Annotated in this window: 23 protein-coding genes; 13 read left to right on the forward strand and 10 right to left on the reverse strand. The window is 72.4% G+C overall.

Annotated features, from left to right (window positions below):
• Window positions 1-426: 426 nt before the first annotated feature.
• The 6 genes from ACZ63J_RS01410 to fabG all read right to left on the reverse strand — a co-directional run bounded on the left by ACZ63J_RS01410 (window position 427) and on the right by fabG (window position 6,259).
• On the reverse strand, window positions 427-1,521 hold the full coding sequence (locus ACZ63J_RS01410) for an acyl-CoA dehydrogenase family protein (protein WP_465408598.1): 1,095 nt from the start codon (window positions 1,519-1,521) through the stop codon (window positions 427-429).
• Window positions 1,518-2,702, reverse strand: coding sequence for an acyl-CoA dehydrogenase family protein (locus ACZ63J_RS01415; RefSeq protein WP_465408600.1), 1,185 nt, complete (start codon window positions 2,700-2,702; stop codon window positions 1,518-1,520). The genes ACZ63J_RS01410 and ACZ63J_RS01415 overlap by 4 nt, the downstream gene beginning before the upstream one ends.
• The gene (locus tag ACZ63J_RS01420; protein WP_465408602.1) at window positions 2,699-3,922 is read right to left on the reverse strand and encodes an acyl-CoA dehydrogenase family protein; all 1,224 of its coding nucleotides are present in this window, start codon (window positions 3,920-3,922) and stop codon (window positions 2,699-2,701) included. Before ACZ63J_RS01420 ends, ACZ63J_RS01415 begins: the two co-directional genes overlap by 4 nt.
• Window positions 3,923-4,939 carry a phosphotransferase family protein gene (locus ACZ63J_RS01425; protein WP_465408604.1) on the reverse strand — a complete coding sequence of 339 codons (1,017 nt, stop codon included), beginning with the start codon at window positions 4,937-4,939 and terminating at the stop codon, window positions 3,923-3,925.
• 100 nt (window positions 4,940-5,039) lie between these two features.
• Window positions 5,040-5,492 (reverse strand): MaoC family dehydratase, encoded by a 453-nt coding sequence (locus tag ACZ63J_RS01430; RefSeq protein WP_465408606.1) that lies wholly within the window; start codon window positions 5,490-5,492, stop codon window positions 5,040-5,042.
• A gap of 5 nt (window positions 5,493-5,497) precedes the next feature.
• Window positions 5,498-6,259 (reverse strand): 3-oxoacyl-ACP reductase FabG, encoded by a 762-nt coding sequence (gene fabG, locus ACZ63J_RS01435; RefSeq protein WP_465312073.1) that lies wholly within the window; start codon window positions 6,257-6,259, stop codon window positions 5,498-5,500.
• A gap of 364 nt (window positions 6,260-6,623) precedes the next feature.
• Here fabG and phoU point away from each other — a divergent pair, with 364 nt between their 5' ends.
• A complete protein-coding gene (gene phoU, locus ACZ63J_RS01440) occupies window positions 6,624-7,277 on the forward strand; it encodes a phosphate signaling complex protein PhoU (protein WP_465408608.1) in 654 nt (217 codons plus the stop codon).
• A gap of 102 nt (window positions 7,278-7,379) precedes the next feature.
• On the forward strand, window positions 7,380-7,841 hold the full coding sequence (locus ACZ63J_RS01445; protein ID WP_465408610.1) for a hypothetical protein: 462 nt from the start codon (window positions 7,380-7,382) through the stop codon (window positions 7,839-7,841).
• Between the two features lie 52 nt (window positions 7,842-7,893).
• Here the strand turns inward: ACZ63J_RS01445 and ACZ63J_RS01450 are convergent, their stop codons facing one another.
• Window positions 7,894-8,988, reverse strand: coding sequence for a hypothetical protein (locus tag ACZ63J_RS01450; protein ID WP_465408612.1), 1,095 nt, complete (start codon window positions 8,986-8,988; stop codon window positions 7,894-7,896).
• Between the two features lie 240 nt (window positions 8,989-9,228).
• Between ACZ63J_RS01450 and ACZ63J_RS01455 the strand changes: the two genes are divergently transcribed.
• Window positions 9,229-9,987 (forward strand): DUF3592 domain-containing protein, encoded by a 759-nt coding sequence (locus tag ACZ63J_RS01455; protein WP_465408614.1) that lies wholly within the window; start codon window positions 9,229-9,231, stop codon window positions 9,985-9,987.
• On the opposite strand, the gene ACZ63J_RS01460 is transcribed toward ACZ63J_RS01455, so the two are convergent.
• Window positions 9,988-10,947, reverse strand: coding sequence for a LysR family transcriptional regulator (locus ACZ63J_RS01460; protein ID WP_465408616.1), 960 nt, complete (start codon window positions 10,945-10,947; stop codon window positions 9,988-9,990).
• Window positions 10,948-11,086: 139 nt separating this feature from the next.
• Between ACZ63J_RS01460 and ACZ63J_RS01465 the strand changes: the two genes are divergently transcribed.
• The 8 genes from ACZ63J_RS01465 to fahA all read left to right on the forward strand — a co-directional run bounded on the left by ACZ63J_RS01465 (window position 11,087) and on the right by fahA (window position 17,605).
• On the forward strand, window positions 11,087-11,887 hold the full coding sequence (locus ACZ63J_RS01465) for an alpha/beta hydrolase (RefSeq protein WP_465408618.1): 801 nt from the start codon (window positions 11,087-11,089) through the stop codon (window positions 11,885-11,887).
• 4 nt (window positions 11,888-11,891) lie between these two features.
• Window positions 11,892-12,686 (forward strand): SDR family NAD(P)-dependent oxidoreductase, encoded by a 795-nt coding sequence (locus tag ACZ63J_RS01470; protein WP_465408620.1) that lies wholly within the window; start codon window positions 11,892-11,894, stop codon window positions 12,684-12,686.
• A gap of 256 nt (window positions 12,687-12,942) precedes the next feature.
• Window positions 12,943-13,311 carry a MerR family transcriptional regulator gene (locus ACZ63J_RS01475; protein WP_465408622.1) on the forward strand — a complete coding sequence of 123 codons (369 nt, stop codon included), beginning with the start codon at window positions 12,943-12,945 and terminating at the stop codon, window positions 13,309-13,311.
• A gap of 98 nt (window positions 13,312-13,409) precedes the next feature.
• Window positions 13,410-14,324 (forward strand): quinone oxidoreductase family protein, encoded by a 915-nt coding sequence (locus ACZ63J_RS01480; protein WP_465408624.1) that lies wholly within the window; start codon window positions 13,410-13,412, stop codon window positions 14,322-14,324.
• Between the two features lie 54 nt (window positions 14,325-14,378).
• The gene (locus tag ACZ63J_RS01485; RefSeq protein ID WP_465311813.1) at window positions 14,379-14,726 is read left to right on the forward strand and encodes a UBP-type zinc finger domain-containing protein; all 348 of its coding nucleotides are present in this window, start codon (window positions 14,379-14,381) and stop codon (window positions 14,724-14,726) included.
• Between the two features lie 262 nt (window positions 14,727-14,988).
• Window positions 14,989-15,510 (forward strand): MarR family winged helix-turn-helix transcriptional regulator, encoded by a 522-nt coding sequence (locus tag ACZ63J_RS01490; RefSeq protein WP_465408625.1) that lies wholly within the window; start codon window positions 14,989-14,991, stop codon window positions 15,508-15,510.
• A 122-nt stretch (window positions 15,511-15,632) separates the two neighbouring features.
• Window positions 15,633-16,436, forward strand: coding sequence for a hypothetical protein (locus tag ACZ63J_RS01495; RefSeq protein WP_465408627.1), 804 nt, complete (start codon window positions 15,633-15,635; stop codon window positions 16,434-16,436).
• Window positions 16,433-17,605 (forward strand): fumarylacetoacetase, encoded by a 1,173-nt coding sequence (gene fahA / locus ACZ63J_RS01500; RefSeq protein WP_465408629.1) that lies wholly within the window; start codon window positions 16,433-16,435, stop codon window positions 17,603-17,605. Before ACZ63J_RS01495 ends, fahA begins: the two co-directional genes overlap by 4 nt.
• 9 nt (window positions 17,606-17,614) lie before the next feature.
• Here fahA and ACZ63J_RS01505 read toward each other — a convergent pair whose 3' ends face one another.
• A complete protein-coding gene (locus tag ACZ63J_RS01505; protein WP_465408631.1) occupies window positions 17,615-18,823 on the reverse strand; it encodes a glycosyltransferase in 1,209 nt (402 codons plus the stop codon).
• A gap of 84 nt (window positions 18,824-18,907) precedes the next feature.
• Between ACZ63J_RS01505 and ACZ63J_RS01510 the strand changes: the two genes are divergently transcribed.
• On the forward strand, window positions 18,908-19,063 hold the full coding sequence (locus ACZ63J_RS01510; RefSeq protein ID WP_465408633.1) for an RNA polymerase sigma factor: 156 nt from the start codon (window positions 18,908-18,910) through the stop codon (window positions 19,061-19,063).
• Here the strand turns inward: ACZ63J_RS01510 and ACZ63J_RS01515 are convergent.
• The gene (locus tag ACZ63J_RS01515) at window positions 19,041-20,429 is read right to left on the reverse strand and encodes a phospholipid carrier-dependent glycosyltransferase (protein ID WP_465408635.1); all 1,389 of its coding nucleotides are present in this window, start codon (window positions 20,427-20,429) and stop codon (window positions 19,041-19,043) included. The genes ACZ63J_RS01510 and ACZ63J_RS01515 overlap by 23 nt on opposite strands.
• A 123-nt stretch (window positions 20,430-20,552) precedes the next feature.
• Here ACZ63J_RS01515 and rox point away from each other — a divergent pair, with 123 nt between their 5' ends.
• Window positions 20,553-21,977, forward strand: coding sequence for a rifampin monooxygenase (gene rox / locus ACZ63J_RS01520; RefSeq protein WP_465408637.1), 1,425 nt, complete (start codon window positions 20,553-20,555; stop codon window positions 21,975-21,977).
• Window positions 21,978-22,059 lie beyond the last annotated feature (82 nt).

Raw genomic sequence — 22,059 nt, forward strand, 5'->3', positions numbered from 1 at the left:
CCTGCGGCGGGACCGGCGGCCGTGGTGCGCGGCGCGCGGTGCGAACGGGTTCGCGTGAGGTGGCCGGGAGCGGGGGCGCTCCCGGCCGACAAGCTCGAGGACCGGCGCTTGCTGGGGTCGGGCGGGCAGGTTGACCAGGTCGGCCAGCCGGGCCCGGGGCTTGTTGGTGTCAGGCGGGCAGGTTGACCAGGTCGGCCAGGCGGGCCCGGGGCTTGTTGGTGTCAGGCGGGCAGGTTGACCAGGTCGGCCAGGCGGGCCCGGGGCTTGCTGGGTCAGGCGGGCAGGTTGACCAGGTCGGCCAGCCGGACCCGGGGCTTGCTGGGTCAGGCGGGCAGGTTGACCAGGTCGGCCAGCCGGGCCCGGGGCTTGCTGGGGTCTGGCGGGCAGGGTCACCAGGTCCGCCAGCCGCGCCCGGCGCCTGGAGGGTCAGGCGGGCAGGTTCACCAAATCCGCCAGCCGCGCCCGGTGCTTGCCCGGTGTCCCCAACGCCAGCTCGTCCGCCTTCGCCCGCTTCAAATACAGGTGCGCCGGGTGCTCCCACGTCATCCCGATGCCGCCATGAAGCTGGACCGCCTCCTCCGTCGCCTTCACCGCGATCGGGGCGTTCCGGGCCTGCGCCACCGCCACCGCGATCGGGACGTCCGTACCCGAGGCCAGCGCGTCCGCCGCGTTGCGGGCGGCCGCGCGGGCGAGGACCAGGTCCGTGTACAGGTTCGCCAGCCGGTGCTTGAGGGACTGGAACCCGCCGACCGGGCGGCCGAACTGGTACCGGCCCTTCAGATACCGCACCGTCTCCGTGAGCGCCCACTCGGCGACGCCCGTCTGCTCCGACGCCAGGATTCCCGCCCCGAACAGCAGCGCGTCCTCCAGGGCCGCGGCCGCGTCCGGGCCCGAGGCCACGAGCACCGCCGGCGCGTTGTCCAGCACCACGTCGGCCACCCGGCGCGTCAGGTCGAACGACACCAGCTCCGACACCGTCGCGTCGGCCGCCGAGACCACGTACAGCGCCGGGCCGTCCGGGCCCGCGGCCGGGACGACCAGCAGGTCCGCCACCGACGCGTCGGCGACCGTGCCGACCCGGCCGCTCAACGCGCCGGACTCGGACGCCGTCACCGACGACGGGAAACCCGCGCCGGGCGCCGTCGACAGCGGCACGGCCAGCGCGCCGATCGCCGAGCCGGACGCAAGCCTGCGGACGAAGTCACCGGCGGATGCCCGGACCAGCGCCGTCGTCGCCAGGACCACACTGCCGAGGAACGGCACCGGCGCCACGCTGCGGCCCAGCTCCTCGGCCACCACCGCCACTTCGCGGGCCGACGCGCCGTGCCCGCCGAGGTCCTCGGGCACCGCCAGCCCGGCCACGCCGACCTCGTCGGCCAGCGTGCGCCACAGCTTCAGGTCGTAGCCCTCGCCCGTCTCGACGCGGGCCAGCAGCGCCGCAGCGTCGGCTTTGGCGGAAAGCAGGTCGCGGACCGAAGCCCGGAGGTCTTCCTCGACGTCTGAGTAGAGCAGGTCGGTCATCGGGGGAGGTCCTTCCAGGCGACGTCCTTGTCGACGCGCGGCTCCGACGGGAGACCCAGCACGCGCTCGGCGATGATGTTGCGCAGGACCTCCGAGGTGCCGCCCTCGATGGAGTTCCCCTTCGCGCGCAGGTAGCGGTAGCCGGCCTCGCGGCCGAGGAAGTCGACGATCGCCGGGCGCCGGAACGACCAGTCGTCGTAGGCCAGGCCCTCTTCGCCGAGCAGCTCGACCTCCAGGCCGGTCAGCGCCTGGTTCAGCTCCGAGAACGCGACCTTCATGGCCGACCCCTCCGGGCCGGGCGCGCCCGCGGTGAGCTGCTGACGCAGGCGCGTTCCCGCCAGCCGCAGCGTCTCCGCCTCGACCCAGCGCTGCACCAGCCGGTCACGCAGCTCCGGCGTGCGCAGCTCGGGACGCTCGCGCCACGTCTTGGCGACGATCCCGATCAGCCCGCCTTCGCGCGGCAGGACGTGCCCGCCGATCGCGACGCGCTCGTTCATCAACGTCGTCTGCGCGACCTTCCAGCCTTCGCCGACGGCGCCGAGCCGCTGCGTGTCCGGGATCCGGACCTCGGTCAGGAAGACCTCGTTGAACTCGGCCTCGCCGGTGATCTGGCGCAGCGGCCGGACCTCGACGCCGGGTGCGGTCATGTCGCACAGGAAGTACGTCATGCCCTGGTGCTTCGGGACGTCCGGGTCGGTGCGGGTGACCAGGATCGCCCACTGCGACTCGTGCGCGCCCGACGTCCACACCTTCTGGCCGGTGACGATCCAGTCGTCGCCGTCGCGCACCGCGCGGGTGCCCAGCGCGGCGAGGTCGGAGCCGGCGCCCGGCTCGCTGAACAGCTGGCACCACACCTCGTCACCGGTCCACAGTGGACGCAGGAAGCGCTCGCGCTGCTCCGGGGTGCCGAAGGCGAGGATGGTCGGGGCGGCCATACCGAGGCCGATGCCGATCCGGCGCGGGTTGTTGTCCGGCGCGCCGGCTTCGGTGAACACACTGTCCACAGCGGACTGCAGGGCGCGCGGCGCGTCCTGCCCGCCGAGCCCGGCGGGGAAGTGGATCCAGGCGAGCCCGGCGTCGAACCGGGCGCGCAGGAAGTCCATGCGGTCGGTCGTGGCCGGGTCGTGCGCGGCCAGGAACTCGCGCGCCTGGCGCGAAAGGTCTTCGGCGGTGACAGTCACTTCGCGCCCTCCGAGAGGTACTTCTTCAGTTCACGGCGGGCCAGGGACCGCTTGTGGACCTCGTCCGGCCCGTCGGCCAGGCGCAGCGTGCGGTTGCCCGCCCACATCGCGGCGAGCGGGAAGTCCTGGCTGACGCCGCCCGCGCCGTGCACCTGCACGGCCTTGTCGAGGATCCACTCGACCGCGGACGGCGTCGAGATCTTGATCGCCTGGATCTCGGTGTGCGCGCCCTGGTTGCCGACGGTGTCCATCAGCCACGCGGTCTTGAGCACCAGCAGCCGCTGCTGCTCGATGCGCACCCGCGACTCGGCGATCCAGTCCTGCACGACACCCTGCTGCGCGATCGGCTTGCCGAACGCCTCGCGCGAGATCGCGCGGCGGCACATGAGTTCAAGCGCCCGCTCGGCCATGCCGATGGCCCGCATGCAGTGGTGGATCCGGCCCGGGCCCAGCCGCGCCTGGGCGATCGCGAAGCCGTCACCCTCACCGGCGACCAGGTTCTCGACCGGCACGCGGACGTCCTCGAACAGCACCTCGGCGTGGCCACCGTGGTCGCTGTCGTCGTAGCCGAAGACGTGCATGCCGCGCTTGACCGTCAGCCCCGGCGTGTCGCGGGGGACCAGGATCATGCTCTGCTGCTTGTGCGGCGGACCGTCCGGGTCGGTCTTGCCCATCACGATGAAGATCTTGCACGCGGGGTTCATCGCGCCGGAGATGTACCACTTGCGGCCGTTGATCACGTACTCGTCGCCGTCGCGGCGGATGCTCGTCTCGATGTTGCGGGCGTCGGAGGAGGCGACGTCCGGCTCGGTCATCGCGAAGGCGGAGCGGATCTCGCCGTTCAGCAACGGGTCCAGCCACTGCTTCTGCTGCTCGTCGCTGCCGAACATGGAGAGCACTTCCATGTTCCCGGTGTCGGGCGCGGCGCAGTTGACCGCGGTCGGCGCCAGCCGGATGCTGCGGCCGGTGATCTCCGCCAGGGGCGCGTACTGCAGGTTCGTCAGGCCCGCGCCGTGCTCGCCGGGGAGGAAGAAGTTCCACAGGCCGCGTTTGCGCGCCTCGGCCTTGAGCTCGTCCATGACCGGCGGGATCGCCCACGGGTCGTCGCGTTCGGCGAGCTGCTGCTCGAACACCGGCTCGGCGGGGTAGATGTGCGAGTCCATGAACTCGAGGAGCTTCCCGCGCAGCTCCTCGGTCTTCTCGTCGAACGCGAAGTCCATTTACTTCTCCTCTTTGAGAATCTCGTTGCCGTGCGTGATGAGCAGCGGGACGCCGGCCCCGACGCCCTCGAAGCCCGCGCCGACCGTCTTGCCCTGCGTGTAGCGGTAGTAGATGCCTTCCAGGATCACGGCCAGCTTGAAGAACGCGAAGCTGACGTACCAGCCGAGCTGCGAGACGTCGCGCCCCGAGCGCTCGGCGTAGCGCGCGATGACCTGGTCGGTGGTCGGGTAGCCCGGGGCCGAGCTGGCGTTCGATACGAACTGCAGCGACACCTTGTCGCGCTCGGCGTAGGCCACCAGCAGCGCGAGGTCGGTCAGCGGGTCGCCCAGCGTCGACATCTCCCAGTCGAGGACCGCGGAGATCTTGTCGTCGCCGTCGACGAGGACGTTGTCCAGGCGGTAGTCACCGTGGATGATCGACGGCTTCCCCGAGACGGGCACCGCCGCGGCGAGCCGGTCGTGGAGCTCCTCGATGCCGTCCAGGTCGCGGCTGCGGGAGCCGTCGAGCTGCTTCTTCCAGCGCCGCAGCTGCCGCTCCAGGAAGCCCTCGGGCCGGCCGAAGTCGCCCAGCCCGACGGCGGCCGGGTCGACGGCGTGCAGGTCGACGAGCGTGTCGACCAGCGCGTCGGCGATGGCCCGGGTGCGCTGCGCGCCGAGCCGCGCGAGCTGGTCCGCGGTCCGGTACGGCGTGCCGTCGATGAAGCTCATGACGTAGAACTGCGCGCCGACGACGTCGGCGTCTTCACACAGCAGCAGCGCTTCGGGCACCGGGACGGCGGTGTCGCGCAGGCCCGAGATCACCCGGAACTCGCGCGTCATGTCGTGCGCGGTGGGCAGCACGTGCCCGAGCGGCGGGCGGCGCACCACCCAGCGCGACCGGCCGTCGCCCACCACGTAGGTGAGGTTCGACCGGCCGCCCTCCACGACGTCCGCGGTCAGCTCCCCGGCGACCATCCCGGGCCGCTGCGCGTCCAGGTGGGCGCGCAGCCGGCCGAGGTCGAGTCCTGGCGGGTTCATCCAGCCTCCTCAAGCTTCGTCCGGGGAGAATACCGACTAGTCGGTATGTCGTACAGGGGCGGGTGGGACGGAGCTTTCCCGGGAAAGCTCCGTCCCGGCCTCACGCGAAGAATCGGGTGACCCATTCGGCCACGCACGCGGGCTTGGCCTCGCCGTCGATCTCGACCGTCCACTTCGAGACCGCCTGCTTGCCGCCCTCGATGTCGGTGATCTCGACGAGCTCGGCCCCGGCGCGCACCTTCGAGCCGACCTTCACCGGCTGCGGGAAGCGGACCTTGTTGAGGCCGTAGTTGATGCCCATCCGGATCCCGTTGACCTTGTAGATCTTCGGGCCGAACGCCGAGAGCAGCGACAGCGTCAGGAAGCCGTGGGCGATGGTGCCGCCGAACGGGCCCGCGGCCGCCATCGCCTCGTCGACGTGGATCCACTGGTGGTCGTCGGTGGCGTCGGCGAACTTGTTCACCCGGTCCTGGGTGATCGTGTGCCACTCGCTGTACCCGAGGTGCTCGCCGACCGCCGCGGCGAAGGCGTCGAGGTTCTCGAATTCGCGCATCAGCCTCAGTCCTTCGGTCCGCCGGCGACGTAGATGACCTGACCCGAGACGAACCCGGCGCCCTCGCTGACCAGGAACGAGGTCAGGTGGGCGATGTCGTCGGGCGTGCCGACGCGCTGCACCGGGATCTGCGACGCGGCCGCCGCCTTGAAGTCCTCGAACGACATGCCGATCCGCTCGGCCGTCGCCGCCGTCATGTCGGTGGCGATGAAGCCCGGCGCGATGGCGTTGGCCGTGACGTTGAACTTGCCCAGCTCGATCGCGAGGGTCTTGGTGAAGCCCTGCATGCCGGCCTTGGCCGCGGAGTAGTTGACCTGCCCGCGGTTGCCGAGCGCCGAGGTGCTGGACAGGTTGACGATCCGGCCCCACTTCTGCTCGGTCATGTGCTTCTGCACCGCGCGGGTCATCAGGAACGAGCCCTTGAGGTGCACGCCGAGCACGGAGTCCCAGTCCTGCTCGGTCATCTTGAAGATCAGGTTGTCGCGGGTGATGCCGGCGTTGTTGACCAGCACGACCGGCGGGCCGAGCTCGTCGGCGACCCGGGCGACGGCCGACTCGACCTGCTCGGCGTCACTGACGTCCAGCGGGACGCCGACGGCCTTGCCCCCGGCGGCGATGATCGCCTCGGCGCCCTGCTTGACGCCGGCCTCGTCCAGGTCCAGCAGGCCGACGGCGAACCCGTCGGCGGCCAGCCGCGCCGCGACGGCGGCGCCGATGCCGCGGCCGGCACCGGTGACCACGGCGACACGGGAAGGGGAATCGGTCACGGGGGACCTCCTCGTCGTTGAGAAAGCGGGCACGTGCCCGCGAGCCTACTAAGCGGTTGGTCACCCAGCCTACGGCTTCGACCTGGTTTTCCGGTGCCAACGTACGCAGATTTCGGGGCTCCCGCCTGCCCTGACCGGGTTTGCCGAGGAAGTCCGGGGTCCCCGGCGGGCGCGGTGGCCAAGGTCACACCCGGCTCCCGCCGCCGCGGCCCCGCCCGAGGGCGCCGAGCGGCCGGCCGGCCCGACGGGCCTCCGGCGGGGCCGGAGGAATCGACGGAATACCGCGCGCCACACCGATGAATCGTCTGAAAATCGGCCGAAAAGCGCGGCCGCTGTCTCCGCAGAACGGACTTATACTCTCTCGATGCGCGAAAAGTTCCACGGCGAATTGGCCGAGCTGGGTGAAGAGCTGAAGTTCCTGTGCCGCCTGGCGGCGGAATCGATGCGCCGCGCCAGCGCGGCGTTGCTGACGGCCGACTTGCCGTTGGCCGAGCGGGTTCTCGGCGCCGACGACGATCTCGACCGGGCCCGCGTCGAATGCGAGTCGCACGCCCAGTCGCTGCTGGCGCTGCAGGCGCCGGTCGCCGGCGATCTTCGCACCGTTCTGGCGGTGATCTATTGCGCCGAGAAGTTCGAGCGAATGGGTGATCTTGCCGCGCACATCGCCGACACCACCCGTTTCACCCATCCCGAGCGGGCCGTTCCGGCCGAGCTGGAACCCGTGTTTTCGAAAATGAGCGACACCGCGGCGGGGATGGCCGACCGGCTGGCCGAGAAGATCTCCGGCGAGTCGGCGGGCGCGTTCACCGAACTGGACGAGACCGACCAGGTCGTCGACGCGCTGCACGCCGACGTCCTGCACCGGATCACCGAGAACGAGTGGCCGCACGGCGTGCAGACCGCGACCAGCCTGGCCCTGCTGGCGAGGTTCTACGAGCGGTTCGCCGACCAGGCCGTCTCGGTGGCCAAGCGGCTGGAGTTCGCCGAGTCCGGGGACATCCCCTCGCTCCAGGGCTGAGGGGCGCGCACTTCGCGGAAAGCGCCGCACCGGCGGTGGCCGCCGCCTAGGATCGGCACGGCTCGGGCCGGAGGTGCCGGCGGAACGCCGTGGAGGGCAGGCATGACACCCTTTGCCGTGACGACCATCGAGACCGCCCCGCGGGTGCTGCTGCTCGTCGTGGGCCTGCTCGGCCTGGTCTTTTCGATCAAGGGCCGCGCCCGGGGCGGCTCCGGCCTGCTGGTCGGCGCCTTCGTCGTCCTGCTCGTCACGACGGCGGCGGGCATCGTGTGGCGGTTCGTGTCGCTGGACGCGGCGTCCTGGATCAGGTCCGGGAACCTGACGGCCAGTGACCTCAGCTTGATCTTCATGGGGGTGGCCGTCCCGCTCGACGTCGCCACCGTGCTCGCCTGGCTCCTGGTCGCGCTCGCGGTGGTCAAGAGCGGTCGCCTGACCCGGCAAGCCGTCGCGCCGTACCCGGGTCCGGCCGGCTACCCGATGGCCCCGCAGCCCGGCTACGTCCAGCCCGGTTACGCCCAGCCTGGCCAGCCGTACCCGGGCTCGCCGACCCAGCCGCCGGGCTGACACCGGAAAGCGGGCCGCCTCCCTCGGATCGGGGGAGACGACCCGCCCGTGCTCAGCCGCGAGCGGCGGCCACCGCGGCCGCGGCCGGCTGGCCGGTGGCCGACGGCATCAGCTTCGGGTACTCCTTCTGGAACTTCTCGATCATCGTCGCGGTCGGGACGATCCGGTTCGGGTTGCCCTGGCTCGTCGCCTGCTTCTCACCCCAGGCGCCCGCGGCCTTGCGCTGGTCGGGGGTGCCGTGGCTGTGGAAGCAGTCGCCGATGGAGGCGTCCAGGTAGGTGACCTCCTGCTGGGTGCGGGCGTCCCACGCGAAACCCTTGGCGTGCGCGACGAAGTAGCCGCCGTAGGCGTCCGGGCCCATCTCGGCGGACTCGTTGCGCGGGTAGTTCTCGTGGGCGAAGTCGACCTGGTGGCCGTACTCGTGGCCGACCACGGACTCCACCGAGACGTCGTCGAAGCCGAGGAGGTTGACGGTGTCGAGCAGGCCGTCACCCAGCGCCACGCGCTTGCCGCCGAGGCTGTCGGCCGGGGCGGAGAACGCGTTGAGCGTGATCAGCGGGTTGCGGCCGCCCTGCAGCGCCGGCACTTCGTAGAGCACCTTGGTGGCGAGCGCGGCGGCGGCCTTCACCTTCGCCGGCGCGAGGCCGAGGGCGAAGGTCTGCGCCATCTTCGCCTGGCTGCCGAGATCGGTGCCCTTCCAGGCGACGAGCTGGATGTTCCAGCTCTCGATGTCCCAGAAGCCGCGCAGCTTGTCGATCGTGGCGGTGGCGCGCGGGGTGTACTGGCCGTCGGTGCCGAAGACCTGCGGGGTCTTGTCGGACGCGACACCCTGGACGTAGAGCTGGCTGAGCCCCGACAGCGCGTCGAGCGCCTGGCCCTCGAGCGGGGTCAGCTGGGAGGCGAGCTTGTTCGCGTAGGTCAGCAGCGAACCCTCGGTGCAGCCGGGGATCGGGCCCGCCGCGGCGCGGTTCTGGGGGCCGTGCTGCGGGATCGGCGACTCGATGAGCCGGTCGACGCCGCGCAGCGCGTCCGCGGGCAGGCCCCTGTAGAGGTCGATGACGTTCTGGTAGAGCTGCGCGACGTCCTGCTCGACGGTGGCCGGCGCGGCCGCGGCCGGAACGGCGGTCGCGAGCGCGAGCGCCGCCACGGTGCCTGCCGCCGCGAGTGTTTTGCCGAGGAATCTGGTCCGGTTGGGCAAAATGGGTCCCCTCTTCGGTTCCGGTTCAAGATCACGAAGCACCGCCACAGTAGGGCGGTGGTTGGCGGCCGAACCGGCGCCGGGACAAGAACCCCGGAATGGCCCACGCCGTTCGAAGGGTTCTCGCCCTGCGGACATCGGCCGAAAGTACTAGGCGGTCCGGACGGCGTTCCGGCCTACGATGGCGCCATGACCGGTGGGGGCCAGGCGTCCGGCGAGCCCGGGCTGCGGCGGCTGCGCGCCCACGGCCGGCGCTGGACGTTCGCCCTGCTGGTCGCCGCCGGCCTGATCGGCGGCGCCGTCGTGCTGGAGACCGGGCTCGGCCGGGCGGCCGAGGAGTTGCTGCGCACCGGCGTCCGCACCGACGGCGTGGTCCTCTCGATCGAGCGGCCGCGGCGAAGCCCGACGGTGCTCGAGGTCGAGTACGACTTCGGCGGTTTTGCCCGGCGGGGCATGGTGGACCAGTCTTCGGACCGCCGCTACGCGGTCGGCGACCGGGTCGTCGTGGTCACCGATCCCGCCCGGCCGGACCGGTTCCGCACCGTCGACGAACCGAACGTGGACCGGGGCGCGGAGGCCGTCGGCTGGGTCGCGGGCATCGCGGGGGCCGTGCTGGTCCCGTTCGCGGTGCTCCGCCGGGCCCGCTGGGCGCGGCGCCTCGCCGCCGCCCGCCGCACGGGCTGGCGTCCGGCCGTGGTGACCGTCGCCCCCGACCGGCGGCTGGCCGCTCCGCCGGACCTGCTGATCCGCTACCGCGACGGGACCACCGTCAGCGCTAGGGGTGCGCACGCCTACGGTGTCGCCGAGCTCGCCGACCGGCCCCGCCGGGACGCCTGGGTCGCCGGCGCCGGTGCGGATCTGGCCGTGCTGTTTCCCGTTGGGGTCAAGGGAAAGCGGCCTTACCTCGTCCCCGCCGAAGCCGTCGGGGGAAGTCCGGCCGACCGCTGATCACGCGGACGTCAGGTCTTCGGGCGGGACCCACAGCGGCGCGGTGTCCGCGTGGTCGGGGTGCAGCCACCGCCGCTGGTCCGCGGTTTCCCGCGCGCTCCGCAGGTAGGCCTGGACGGCTTCCGGCTGCTCACCCTCCCGCCAGGCCAGCGACCACGCGTAGACGGGCTGGAGCTCCCGCGGCCGGTGGATGGGAATGCCGCGGTCGGCGTAACGGCGGGCGTAGCTGTCGAACTCGAGCAGGTACGCGCTGTCGCGGGCGCGGCCCAGGGCCGCGTGGCAGTTGTCGAACGTGCCGGGGTTGCCCAGCCAGCGCAGGGCGAGGCCGGTGTGCTGCTCCCACGAGCTCAGGTAGCGCCCGTGCACGTTGTACAACGTCGTGCCGGGCGCGTCCGCGAAGACCTCGAGGGGCCGCTCGTGCACCGACGCGGTTTCCCGCCTCGGGTCGCCGGGGCGCCCGACCAGCCAGAACGGCTCGAGCCGGAGCAGCGTGTGCCGCCATCCGGCCGGGTGGTCGGCCTTGAGGGTGGTGGTGACGCGCAGGACCGCGATGTCGAGGTGACCCTCCAGCAGCGCGGCGAGCTGGCGGGCGCTGTCCATCTGGCTTTGGACGAGCCGGACGCCGGGATGAGCGGCGAGGAACGCGTCGGCGACCACCCGGCTCGTGTCGAGCTCGAAGATGTGGGCGATCCGCAGGTGGTCCGGGGCGGGCTCGTTCAGCATGTGGTCGGCCGTGGCCAGCAGCTGCCGGGCGAGGTGCAGGAACCGCTCGCCGCGCGGGGTCAGCGCGACGTGCCGGCTGTCGCGCACCAGCAGCGGCGCGCCGACGTCGGCTTCGAGCTTGCGGATCTGCTTGGACAGCGTCGGCTGGCTGATGAACAGCCGGGTGGCGGCCCGGCCGAAGTGCAGTTCGTCGGCGACGGTGACGAAGTACCGCACCAGCCTGAGATCGAGGTCCATCCGGGCCTTCCCGCGCACGAAGGGTGAAGCAGTGCGTCAACGATGCCACTGCGGCTATCGATGTGGACCCGACAGGTCTTGGACGCCGGGGCCGCGGGTCGTGTTGGCTTCGGGAAAGCCCCCCGAACTGGAGGATCCGATGGCCGACCCGGGCACCCCCGTCGTGTTCATCCACGGTCTGTGGCTGCACGCCACCTCGTGGAACCCCTGGATCGACCACTTCCGGGCGGCGGGGTACGCGCCGGTCGCCCCCGGCTGGCCGCACGAGCCCGCTACGGTCGAGCTGGCCCGGGAAAACCCGGACGCCGTCGCCGACACCTCGATCGACGACGCCACCGCGCACTTCGCCGAGATCATCGCCGGCCTCGACCGGCCCCCGGTGATCGTCGGGCACTCCTTCGGCGGCCTGATCACCGAGAAGCTGCTGGGCCAGGGGATCGGGCTGGCCGGCGTCGCCATCGACCCGGCCCAGATCAAGGGCGTCCTGCCGCTGCCGCTGGCGCAGCTGCGCGCCGGGCTGCCGGCGCTGGGCAACCCCGCGAACCTCCACCGGTCGGTTTCGCTGACGGAGAAGGAGTTCCGGTTCGGCTTCGGCAACACCCTGACCGACGAGGAGTCGGCGCAGCTGTACCAGCGCTGGACGATCCCGTCCCCGGCCCGGCCGCTGTTCCAGGCCGCGGCGGCGAACTTCGTGCTGCATTCGCAGGCCCAGGTCGACACCCACCGCGCGGACCGCGGCCCGCTCCTGCTGATCTCCGGCACCGCGGACCACACCGTGCCGGACGTGGTGACCCGGTCGACGCTCAAGCAGTACCGCGACTCCACCGCCGTCACCGAGCTGAAGCAGTTCGTGGGCCGGGGCCACTCGCTCACGGTCGACAGCGGCTGGCGCGACGTCGCCGACGCCGTGCTCGCCTGGCTGCGCGAGCACGGGCTCTGAGCCGGTGGACCTCGGACTGGACGGCGCGGTCGCCGTGGTCACCGGCGCCGGCCGCGGCATCGGCCTCGCCGTCACCGAAGTCCTCGTCGGCGAGGGTGTGCGCGTCGTGGCCGGGGCCCGCCACCCCGGCCCGGACCTGGACGCCCTCGCCCGGGCGGGGAAGGTGCACACCCTGGCCGTGGACCTCGGCACCGCCGACGGACCGGGCAAGCTGGCGGAGCTGGCCCTGACCGAGTTCGGGCGGATCGACATCCTGGTCAACAACGTCGGCGCGGTCACCCCGCGGCCGAACGGCTTCCTGCTGGTCACCGACGACGAGTGGACGCGGTCGGTGACGCTGAACCTGCTCAGCGCGGTCCGCGCCACGCGCGCGGTGCTGCCGACGATGGTGACAGCCGGCCGCGGCAGCATCGTCACGATCGCCTCGGTGAACGCGATCCTGCCCGACCCGGGTGTGATCGACTACAGCGCGGCGAAAGCGGCTTTGGTCAACTTCACGAAGTCGGTGTCGAAGGAGTTCGGCCCGCGGGGCATCCGCGCCAACGCGATCAACCCGGGCCCGGTCGCGACGGACTTGTGGCTTGGCAGCGGAGGTGTCGCGGAAACGATCGCTGCTACGACGGGCGCGGATCCTGAGGCTGTTGCTGCCGAAGCCGCAACGCATGCGGTCACCGGACGCTTCACCCGGCCCGCGGAAGTCGCGAACCTGGCGGCTTTCCTGGCGAGCGATCTGGTGGCGGGCAACATCACCGGGGCGACGGTGGCCATCGACGGCGGCTACGCGACTGAAACGCACTGAGCCGGCCCGGCAGCGTGACCTTCCGGTTGGCCGATACCAGTCTGCACCCGGTGATCGAACAGCTGGGACAGCTGGAGCGGCACGACTTGTCGCCGTGGGCGGGAGATCTGCCGGGACCTGCCGGTCTGTTCGAGTTCCCGCGACTGTCACGGTTCTTCACCGACGCCAGGTGTCGGCCTGGCAGCCGCCACCGACCTGATGCGGGCACGTCGGGGACACGTCGATGTCGACCACACCCGGGCGTAGCCTTTGCGAGATGCGGATCGGCGAGCTGTCCCAGCGCACGGGCGTGAGCCCGCGCTCACTGCGCTACTACGAAGACCAGGGTCTGCTGACCAGTTCACGTTCCGACGCCGGGCAGCGTCACTATCCCGAAACCGCCGTCCAGCGCGTGGCGCTCATCCGGCAGCTGTTCGACGCGGGGATGTCCAGCCGGGTGATCGCGACCGTGCTGCCGTGCGTGGACGTCCCGGATGACCTGGGCGTCGCCGAAGAGACGTTCGCGGCGATGATGCGCGAGCGCGACCGGATCGACGCCGACATCGCGCACCTGGTCGAGACCCGGGATGCCCTCGACGTCGTGATCAGCGCCAACCGCAGGCACCGGGCCGCCTTGACGCTGTGACCCGCGCCTCAGCCGGTTGCCCCTCACATCGATGTCAGCGGTGAGGATGGCGGCAGCGCCCGGAACCGCCGGGCCGGTCCGGCGAGAGGTGGCAGGAAATGGGGCAGGCGTGGGGTTTCCGCGGGCATGGCGGGCCCGAGGTGCAGGAGTTCTTCGATCGTCCCGATCCCGCACCCGGTCGCGGCGAGGTGTTGATCCGGGTCGACGTCGCCGGCGTGAACCCCCTGGACCACCTCGTGCGTTCGGGCCTGGTCCCCGGGCTCGACGGCGGACGTCCGTTTCCCCGCGTGCTGGGCATGGAGGCGGCGGGAACGGTGCTCGCCCGCGGTGAGGACGTCGACGGGCTCGAGGTGGGTGACGCGGTCTTCGGCTTCGCCCTCACCGGCGGCGGCGCCTACGCCGAGACGACGGTGCTGTCCGCGCCGAACACCGCCCGCATCCCGGCGGGCCTGTCCGCGACCGTGGCCGCGACGCTGCCGGTCGCCGGAACGACCGCGGTGGACGCGCTCGACCAGCTCGGCCTGCCGGCCGGGGCCACGATCCTGGTGAACGGGGTCGGGGGCGGGGTCGGCCTCGCCATCGCCCGGCTGGCCGTCACGCGTGGGCTGCGGGTGATCGGCACCGGGAGCACCGCCAAGCGCGAGCACGCCGAGGCCGTCGGGGTGCGGTTCCTCGACTACACCGCCGGGGACGTCGTCGCCGCGGCCCGCGAGCTGGTTCCGGACGGCTTCGACGGGATCGTCGACCTGGCCGGGGGCGCTTCGCTGCGGACGGTCGCCCCGCTGTCCCGGGACGTCATTTCCGTGGGGGACATGTCCGTGGCCGAGCTGGGTGGGCGGTTCGTCGAGCGCCGCCTCGACCGCGAAAGCCTGGAGCGCGCTGCCCGGCTGGCCCTGGACGGTGTTCTTGCCCCGGTGATCACCGCGGTCCATCCGCTTTCCGACGCTCCGGCCGCCCTCGCCACCGTCGAGAACGGGCATGCCGCGGGCAAGGTGGTCGTCAAGGTGGCCTGAGTGCGCCGGCCACCGGTGGATGCGCGCCGGCGGGATTCGGGGGAGACTGTCGGCATGGCCGAAATCGAGGGAATCGACGTCGCGGCGCCGCCGAGCGGCACCGGGTGCGCGGAATGCCTGGCCGCCGAGGGCTGGTGGTTCCACCTGCGGCGCTGCGCCCAGTGCGGCCACATCGGCTGCTGCGACAGCTCACCGGCGCAGCACGCGACCGCGCACGCCAAGGAGAGCGGGCACAGCCTGATCCGCAGCTTCGAGCCGGGCGAGGACTGGTTCTACAGCTACGAGACGGGCGAGGCCTACGACGGCCCCGCCTTGGCGCCGCCGCAGCACCGCCCGGCCGAGCAGCCGGCCCCGGGCCCGGCGGGGCGCGTGCCTGCCGACTGGCAGACCCACCTGCACTAGGCGGCAAGGCTGCGGGCTCGGCGGGTCGGGCGATCCCGCGAGGTCGGATGCCGGGCACTCGCATGCCTGGGCGTTGGGCGAGCCTGCAGCATCGTGCGGCTGACCAGGCTGGTCGGTGGTGCGGCGCCGCCAGGTCGAGCGCCATTGACCTCGCCGGGGCTGGGGGCGTTGGGTGAATCCCCAGCCTCGCGTCACCGACCAGGCACGCCACCCCCACCCGAACAAACCAGTTTCGAGTTTGACTACTTGCTAAAGTGCCCCGATGGAAGCGGAGCTGGACTTCTGGTCCTTCGTCGAGCTGGCCAACCGCCGGCTCGCTGCCGAGTACGGCTTCCGGCACCAGCTGGCCACCGAGGTGCTGCTGACCCTCAACCGGGCCTCCGACCTGGTCACCTACGACCTCGAGGCCGCGGTGCACCGGCCGCGTGGCCGGTCGTGGTCGGCGTTTCGGCTGCTGTTCGTCGTCTGGCTGGCCGGGCCCCTGGAACCGAAGAGCGCCGCGCGGCTCACCGGGATGAGCCGGGCCGCTGTGTCGAACCTGATGAAGCCACTCGTTGCCGACGGCCTGCTCGACCGCGTTCCGGACGAGCACGACGGCCGCTCGGTGCAGCTCTCGCTCACCGACGCCGGGCGCGAAGAGATGGTTTCGGTCTTCCGGGACCACAACGAGCGCGAGTTCGGCTGGACCGACGCCCTCACCGAGACCGAGCAGCGCATCCTCGTCATGCTGCTGGGCAAGCTGATCACCAGCCGCGCCGAGTTCGATCCCCGCAGCCGCCGGTGACCTCTTCCCGTGCCGGGGGACGGGGACTACGCTGCCCAGAAGATAGTAAAAGGGTGAACTAGTTCGGCCGAGGAGGAGACGACCATGGCGCAGACCGTCCCGAAGACCACCGGGCCGGCGGCATGATCCCCGCCGTCTTCGCCGGGCTGTGCGACGACGCCGCGGTCTTCCCGCCCGGGCTCGCACCGCTGCCGGACGCCGTCGCCGCGCACGACCGGTACCGGACGGCCTGGTACACCGACCTCGTCGGCCCGCTGGTCGTCGCCGCTCCGGCGCTCGCGGCGCTGAAGGACGTGCTCGGGTCGCGGGAGACGCCGCTGCCGCTCGCGGTGACGCTGCCCGGCGGGCCCGCGCAGCTGGCCGGGGTGCTCGACGCCGTCCCGGCGCTGCCGGTCGACCTGCGGGCGCTGGAGATCGCCGTGCCGGACGGGATGGGCCCCGGCGAGGTGCTCACCGCGATCGCGCCCGCCACCGCCCCGGTGTACGTCGAGATCCCGCGGGACGACCGGCGCGTCCCCCTGCTGGAAGCACTGGCCGGGACGCCCCACCGGGCCAAGTTCCGGACCGGCGGTGTCCGCGCCGAGCTCTACCCGGACGAGGCCGAGCTGGCCGCCGCGATCCGGGCCGCCGCCGAGGCCGGCGTCCCGTTCAAGGCCACCGCCGGCCTTCACCACGCGCTGCGCAACACCGACCCCGAGACCGGGTTCGAGCAGCACGGGTTCCTCAACCTGCTGCTGGCCGCCGGCGCTCCCGAAGACGCCGAAGCCCTGCTCGCCGAGCGGGACGGATCCGTTGTCGCCCAACGGGTCCGTGACCTCGACGCGGCCGCCGCCCGGACGCGCTTCACGTCGTTCGGCACCTGCAGCGTCAGCGACCCCCTGACCGAGCTGGCCGAGCTCGGCCTGCTGCCCCGAGGAGAGGCATGACCACGATCGACATCCCCGCCGGCTCGCCGTTCGGGACCGACAACCTGCCCTACGGCGTGTTCTCCGTCGGCGGTGACACCCCGCGGGTCGGCGTCCGCGTCGGCGACTCCGTGGTCGATCTCGCCCTCGCGCTCGAGGACGACGTCTTCGCCGCGCCGGCGCTGAACCCGTTCATGGCGCAGGGACACGACCGCTGGGTCGCCGTCCGCGAGCGGATCACCGCGCTCGTCGCCGGAGACGTCCCGGACGCCGCTGTGCACCCGATCGACGCAGTCGCGATGCACCTGCCGATCGAGGTCGCGGACTACGTCGACTTCTACGCGTCCGAACACCACGCGTCCAACGTCGGACGGCTGTTCCGCCCGGACGCGGAACCGTTGCTGCCCAACTGGAAGCACCTCCCGGTCGGCTACCACGGCCGCGCCGGGACGGTGCTCGTCTCCGGCACGGACATCGTGCGCCCGAGCGGCCAGCGCAAGGGCGACCCGGCGCCGGTGTTCGGCCCGAGCACGCGCCTGGACATCGAGGCGGAGCTGGGTTTTGTCGTCGGCACCGGCACGCCGCTGAACACCCCGATCGCCCCGGACGATTTCGCGCGCCACGTGTTCGGCGCGGTGCTGCTCAACGACTGGTCGGCGCGCGACATCCAGGCGTGGGAGTACGTGCCGCTGGGCCCGAACCTGGGCAAGAGCTTCGCGACGTCGATCTCCGCGTGGGTGGTCCCGGTCCTGGCGCTGGAGGCGGCGCGGGTCCCGCTGCCCGGCCAGGACCCGGAACCGCTGCCGTACCTGCGGGAGAGCTCGCCGTGGGGGCTCGACGTCGAGCTGGTCGTCGAGTGGAACGGCGAGGAGGTCAGCCGCCCGCCGTACCGCGAGATGTACTGGTCGCCGGCGCAGATGCTGGCCCACCTGACGGTCAACGGCGCGTCGTCCCGCACCGGCGACCTGTACGGCTCGGGCACGATCTCCGGCCCGGAGAAGCACCAGCGCGGCGCGTTCCTCGAGCTGAGCTGGGGCGGCAAGGAACCGCTCACGGTGAAGGGGGAGGAGCGCAGTTTCCTCCTGGACGGCGACGAGGTCGTGATCACGGGCACGGCCCCGGGCGCGAACGGCGGCCGCATCGGTTTCGGTGAGGTCCGCGGCCGCGTTTTGCCCGCCGACCGGGGCTGAGCCCGCCGGTCAGCGCGCTTGGGCCGGCACTGAGACCCGCGGCACGAGCTCCTCGTAGACCCGGACGGTGTCGGCGGCGACGCGCTCCCAGGAGTACCGGGCTTGGGCGCGGTCCCGGCCCGCGGTGCCGAAAGCGTGCCGCAGCCCGGGATCCTGGATCAGCCCCCGGAGCCGGGACGCCAGCTCCCGCGGTTCGCGCGGCCGCACCAGCAGGCCCGTGACGCCGTCGACGACGGTGTCGGCGAGCCCGCCGACCGCGGCCGCGACCACCGGGACGCCGCAGGCCATCGCCTCCAGCGGCACGATCCCGAACGGCTCGTACCAGGGGGTGCAGACGACGGCGTCGGCCGAGCGCAGCAGCGCGGGCAAGTCCGCCCGCGAGACCCGGCCGGGCCAGCGGACGCGGTCGGCGACACCGAGCCGCTCGGCAAGCGCTCGCAGGCGGCAGGCCTCGGGTTCCTGGGACAGGCGCTCCCGCTCGGGACCGCCGGCGATGACGAGCTCGGTGCCGGGCAGGTGGGGGAGCGCCGCGATCGCGACGTCGAAACCCTTGCGGGGCACCAGCCTCCCGACGGCGACGAGCCGGTTGTCCGCGCCCCGTTCGGCGATCGGGCCGTCCGGGGTGAACCGGCCGAGGTCGACGCCGCAGGGCACGATCGAGATCCGGGACCGCGGCACGCCGAGGCGCGCCAGCTCGAACACCTCGTCCGGGCAGGTGGCGACCACCCGTCCCGCCTGGCGGCCGACGATCCGCTCCAGGCGGATGCGGTCCGCCGGGCTGGTGTCCTGGTCGGCCTGGAAGCGCTTCTCGACCACGCCGAGCCCGTGGAACGTCTGCGCGAACGGCGTTCCGGTGGCGCCCGCCGCGAGCGCGGTCGCGACGCCGGACATCCAGAAGTGCGCGTGCGCGACGTCGGGCCGTTCGTGAGCCCACCGGTCGCGCAGGAACCCGCCGAACTCGCCCATGTACGGCAGCAACCGGTCCTTCGGCTCCGGGTGCGCCGGGCCCGCGGGGACGTGGACGACGCGGTAGCCCCGCGGGGTCGTCACCTCCGGCGGCTCGTCGCGGCCGGCCCGCCGGGTGTAGACGGTGACGTGGTGGCCGGCCCGGGCCAGCTCGGCCGACAGCTCCGCGACGTGCACGTTCTGCCCGCCGGCGTCGGCTTCCCCCGGCGCGGTCAGCGGGTTGGCGTGCTCCGAAACCATCGCGATCTTCACGTGATCCCTTCCGTCGGCGGGGGTGCCTGGAAGGTTTCCCGAAACGCGCCGGCTAAACCCGGGTGATGATCGTGAACCTTCCGCGTGCTTTCCCGACTGAACGTGGTGCAGGAGGTGTGGCTCGCGGTGTTCCGGGGACTGCCGAAACTGCGGGAGCTCGAGCGGTTCGCGCCGTGGTTGCTCACCATCGCCCGCCGGGTGACGCCCTTCGGACCGGTCACGGCCGGCGGAAGATCGTGATGGAGTGGCGTCGATCCCGTAGGACGACGGCACCCCGCTGCCCTTGTAGACGAGCCAGACCCGCTCGCCCGGGTGGCGCTGCCGCAGGCGGTCGGCCAGCCGGCCCGCCGAACGCCTCGTTGGCGTAGGGCAGGTAGTAGGGGAACGTCCACAGTGAACTGATCGCGGCGGACGCGACCAGGGCCGCCGCCAAGACGTGCACCCGGCGCCGGGGCACGGCGAGCACCCCGGCGGCCACGATCGCCAGGAACATCGGGACGAAGATCGCGTACCGGACGCCGAAGTCGCGGTGCCCGGTCATGGCCGCCGCCAGCAGGACGGCCGGCGGAACGAGGACGTACGGCGCCGCCGGGCGAAGCCGGGGGAGTGCCACCAGCAGGACGGCTCCGGTGAGCCCGAGGGCCAGCAGGGCCAGAGGTGTCTTCACGAGCAGCGCGACGGGCAGGTAGTACCAGAGTGAGCCGAAGTAGTGGCGGCCGAGCAGGAACCCGCCCCACACCTGGTCTTCGAAGCCGAACTGGACGCGCATCCCGTCCCGGTACGGCTGCGGGAACGGCAGCAGGTTCGCGAGCGCGCGCAGGCCGTGGAGGGTGGGCAGCCCCGGCGGTGTCTCCCACCGCAGCGCCGGATCCACGACGAGGTAGGACGCCCACACGACGGCGGTCGCGATCAGCGCCACGCCCACCGCCGCGGCCACGCCGAGCCCGAGCAGCCGCAGCGGCTTGCCAGCGTCACGCGCGCGGCCGGCGTGCCACACGGACAGCACGACCAGGGGCAGCAGCACCGGGACCACCGCCGGCGCGGTCATCTTCGTGGCGACGGCCGCGCCGAGGGCGAGTCCCGCGAGCGGGAGGTAGCGAGCGGGACGCCGCCGGGCGCGCCACACCAGCCAGGCCGACGTCAGCAGGAACCCCGCCACGGGCACGTCGAGCGTGGCCAGCGACCCGTTCGCGATGACGTCGGGGGAGAACGCGTACAGGGTCAGCGCCGCCAGCCCGCCGGCCGGGCCGGCGACGTCACGGGCGAACGCGAGGACGACCAGCCCGAACAGCAGGGTCAGCACGATCACCGGCAGCCGGGCCAGCAACAGCAGCCGGGCCGGGTTGGTGCCGGACTCGTACAGCACGTGCCGGCCGAGCTGCGTCTGGTCGCCGGTGAACGCGGGGTCGAGGTGGACGTCGGCGAAGGCGAGCCCGGTCGCGATGACCAGCTTGCCCAGCGGCGGGTGCTCGGGGTTGTACCGCAGGCTGTGCTGCTGGAGGTAGACCACCGCGGTGCCGACGTAGACCGGCTCGTCGATGGTCGGGCTCTGTTCCACGGCCGTCGTGACCATCGCGACCGCCAGCTCCGCGAGCAGGGCGGTCACGACGAGCGCGAACCGGGACCGGCGGTGGCGCAAGCTTCGGCGAGCCCGAATATCGCTTGCGGCCGGACCCGGCGTGCCGGACAGTGGGCCGCCGATGGCAGGACCTGCGGAAACGGGTGGTTCATGTTCGATGTGATCATTGCCGGGTGCGGGCCGGCCGGCGCCATGCTGGCGGCCGAGCTGCGGCTGCACGACGTGCGGGTGCTGGTGCTGGAGAAGGAACCCGAGCCCGCGTCGTCGTTCGTGCGTGTGGTCAGCCTGCACGTGCGAAGTCTCGAGCTGATGGCGATGCGCGGGCTGCTGGACCGGTTCCTCGAACGCGGCCGGCAGCGCCCGGTCGGCGGGGTTTTCGCCGCCATCGCCAAACCCGCGCCCGCGGACCTGGATTCGGCCTATCTGCTGGGCATTCCGCAACCGGTTGTCGACCGGCTGCTGGAGGAGCACGCGACCGAACTGGGCGCGCAGGTCCGGCGCGGCTGTGCCGTGGCCGGGCTCGAGCAGGACGACGAAGGGGTGACCGTCGAGCTGGCCGGCGGGGAGCGGCTGCGGTCGCGCTACCTCGTCGGCTGCGACGGCGCGCACAGCACGGTGCGCAAGCTGCTCGGCGTCGGCTTTCCCGGCGAGCCCTCGCGGAACGACACGCTGATGGGCGAGCTGGAAGCAGGGGTGCCGCCGGAGGAGATCACCGCGAAGGTGGCCGAAATCCGGGAGCGGCACCGGACGTTCAGCCTCGGGCCCTTCGGCGGCGACGTCTACCGCGTGGTGGTCCCCGCCGTGGGAGTCACGGAGGATCGCGCGGAGCCACCCACTCTCGAAGACTTCAAGGAAGCGCTGCGCGCCATCGCCGGCACCGACTTCGGGGTGCACTCGCCGCGCTGGCTGTCCCGCTTCGGTGACGCAACCCGGCTGGCGGAGCGCTACCGGGTCGGGCGGGTACTCCTCGCCGGCGACGCGGCGCACATCCACCCGCCCGCCGGCGGGCAGGGCCTGAACCTGGGGGTGCAGGACGCGGTCAACCTCGGCTGGAAGCTGGCCGGGCGGATCCACGGCTGGGCGCCGGAAGGCCTGCTGGACACCTACCACGCCGAGCGTCATCCGGTCGCCGAAGCCGTCCTGGACAACACTCGCGCCCAGGTCGAGCTGGCCTCCGCCGGACCGGGCCCGCGGGCCGTGCGCCGGCTGCTCACCGAGCTGATGGACTTCGACGTGGTGAACCGGCACCTGATCGAGAAGATCACTGCGATCGGCGTCCGCTACGACTTCGGCGCGGGCCCGGACCTGCTCGGCCGACGCCTGCCCGACGTCGAGCTGAAGCAAGGACACCTCTACGACCGGCTGCGCCGGGGCCGCGGCCTGGTGCTCGACCGCACCGAACGGCTGACGGTCGAAGGCTGGGCGGACCGCGTCGACCTCATCGCGGATCCCGTTGCGGCACTGGACGTTCCGGCCGTCCTGCTGCGCCCCGACGGGCATGTCGCGTGGATCGGCGAGGACCGGCAGGAGCTGAACGGGCACCTCGCCCGCTGGTTCGGCGAGCCCGTGGGCTGAACTCCGGGCCACCACAGGCATCGGGAGAAGCACCGTGACGATCCCCCAGGTACCGTCACGGTGCTTCCCGGGGCGAACCTAG

The organism is Amycolatopsis sp. NPDC104863, from assembly GCF_055582965.1.

Excerpts from the sequence above, each read along its gene's own strand:
- ACZ63J_RS01410 (WP_465408598.1), bottom strand. The coding sequence starts at position 1,521 with ATGACCGACCTGCTCTACTCAGACGTCGAGGAAGACCTCCGGGCTTCG.
- ACZ63J_RS01420 (WP_465408602.1), bottom strand. The coding sequence starts at position 3,922 with ATGGACTTCGCGTTCGACGAGAAGACCGAGGAGCTGCGCGGGAAGCTC.
- ACZ63J_RS01425 (WP_465408604.1), bottom strand. The coding sequence starts at position 4,939 with ATGAACCCGCCAGGACTCGACCTCGGCCGGCTGCGCGCCCACCTGGAC.
- ACZ63J_RS01430 (WP_465408606.1), bottom strand. The coding sequence starts at position 5,492 with ATGCGCGAATTCGAGAACCTCGACGCCTTCGCCGCGGCGGTCGGCGAG.
- phoU (WP_465408608.1), top strand. The coding sequence starts at position 6,624 with ATGCGCGAAAAGTTCCACGGCGAATTGGCCGAGCTGGGTGAAGAGCTG.
- ACZ63J_RS01445 (WP_465408610.1), top strand. The coding sequence starts at position 7,380 with ATGACACCCTTTGCCGTGACGACCATCGAGACCGCCCCGCGGGTGCTG.
- ACZ63J_RS01455 (WP_465408614.1), top strand. The coding sequence starts at position 9,229 with ATGACCGGTGGGGGCCAGGCGTCCGGCGAGCCCGGGCTGCGGCGGCTG.
- ACZ63J_RS01460 (WP_465408616.1), bottom strand. The coding sequence starts at position 10,947 with ATGGACCTCGATCTCAGGCTGGTGCGGTACTTCGTCACCGTCGCCGAC.
- ACZ63J_RS01465 (WP_465408618.1), top strand. The coding sequence starts at position 11,087 with ATGGCCGACCCGGGCACCCCCGTCGTGTTCATCCACGGTCTGTGGCTG.
- ACZ63J_RS01475 (WP_465408622.1), top strand. The coding sequence starts at position 12,943 with ATGCGGATCGGCGAGCTGTCCCAGCGCACGGGCGTGAGCCCGCGCTCA.
- ACZ63J_RS01480 (WP_465408624.1), top strand. The coding sequence starts at position 13,410 with ATGGGGCAGGCGTGGGGTTTCCGCGGGCATGGCGGGCCCGAGGTGCAG.
- ACZ63J_RS01485 (WP_465311813.1), top strand. The coding sequence starts at position 14,379 with ATGGCCGAAATCGAGGGAATCGACGTCGCGGCGCCGCCGAGCGGCACC.
- ACZ63J_RS01490 (WP_465408625.1), top strand. The coding sequence starts at position 14,989 with ATGGAAGCGGAGCTGGACTTCTGGTCCTTCGTCGAGCTGGCCAACCGC.
- ACZ63J_RS01495 (WP_465408627.1), top strand. The coding sequence starts at position 15,633 with ATGATCCCCGCCGTCTTCGCCGGGCTGTGCGACGACGCCGCGGTCTTC.
- fahA (WP_465408629.1), top strand. The coding sequence starts at position 16,433 with ATGACCACGATCGACATCCCCGCCGGCTCGCCGTTCGGGACCGACAAC.
- rox (WP_465408637.1), top strand. The coding sequence starts at position 20,553 with ATGTTCGATGTGATCATTGCCGGGTGCGGGCCGGCCGGCGCCATGCTG.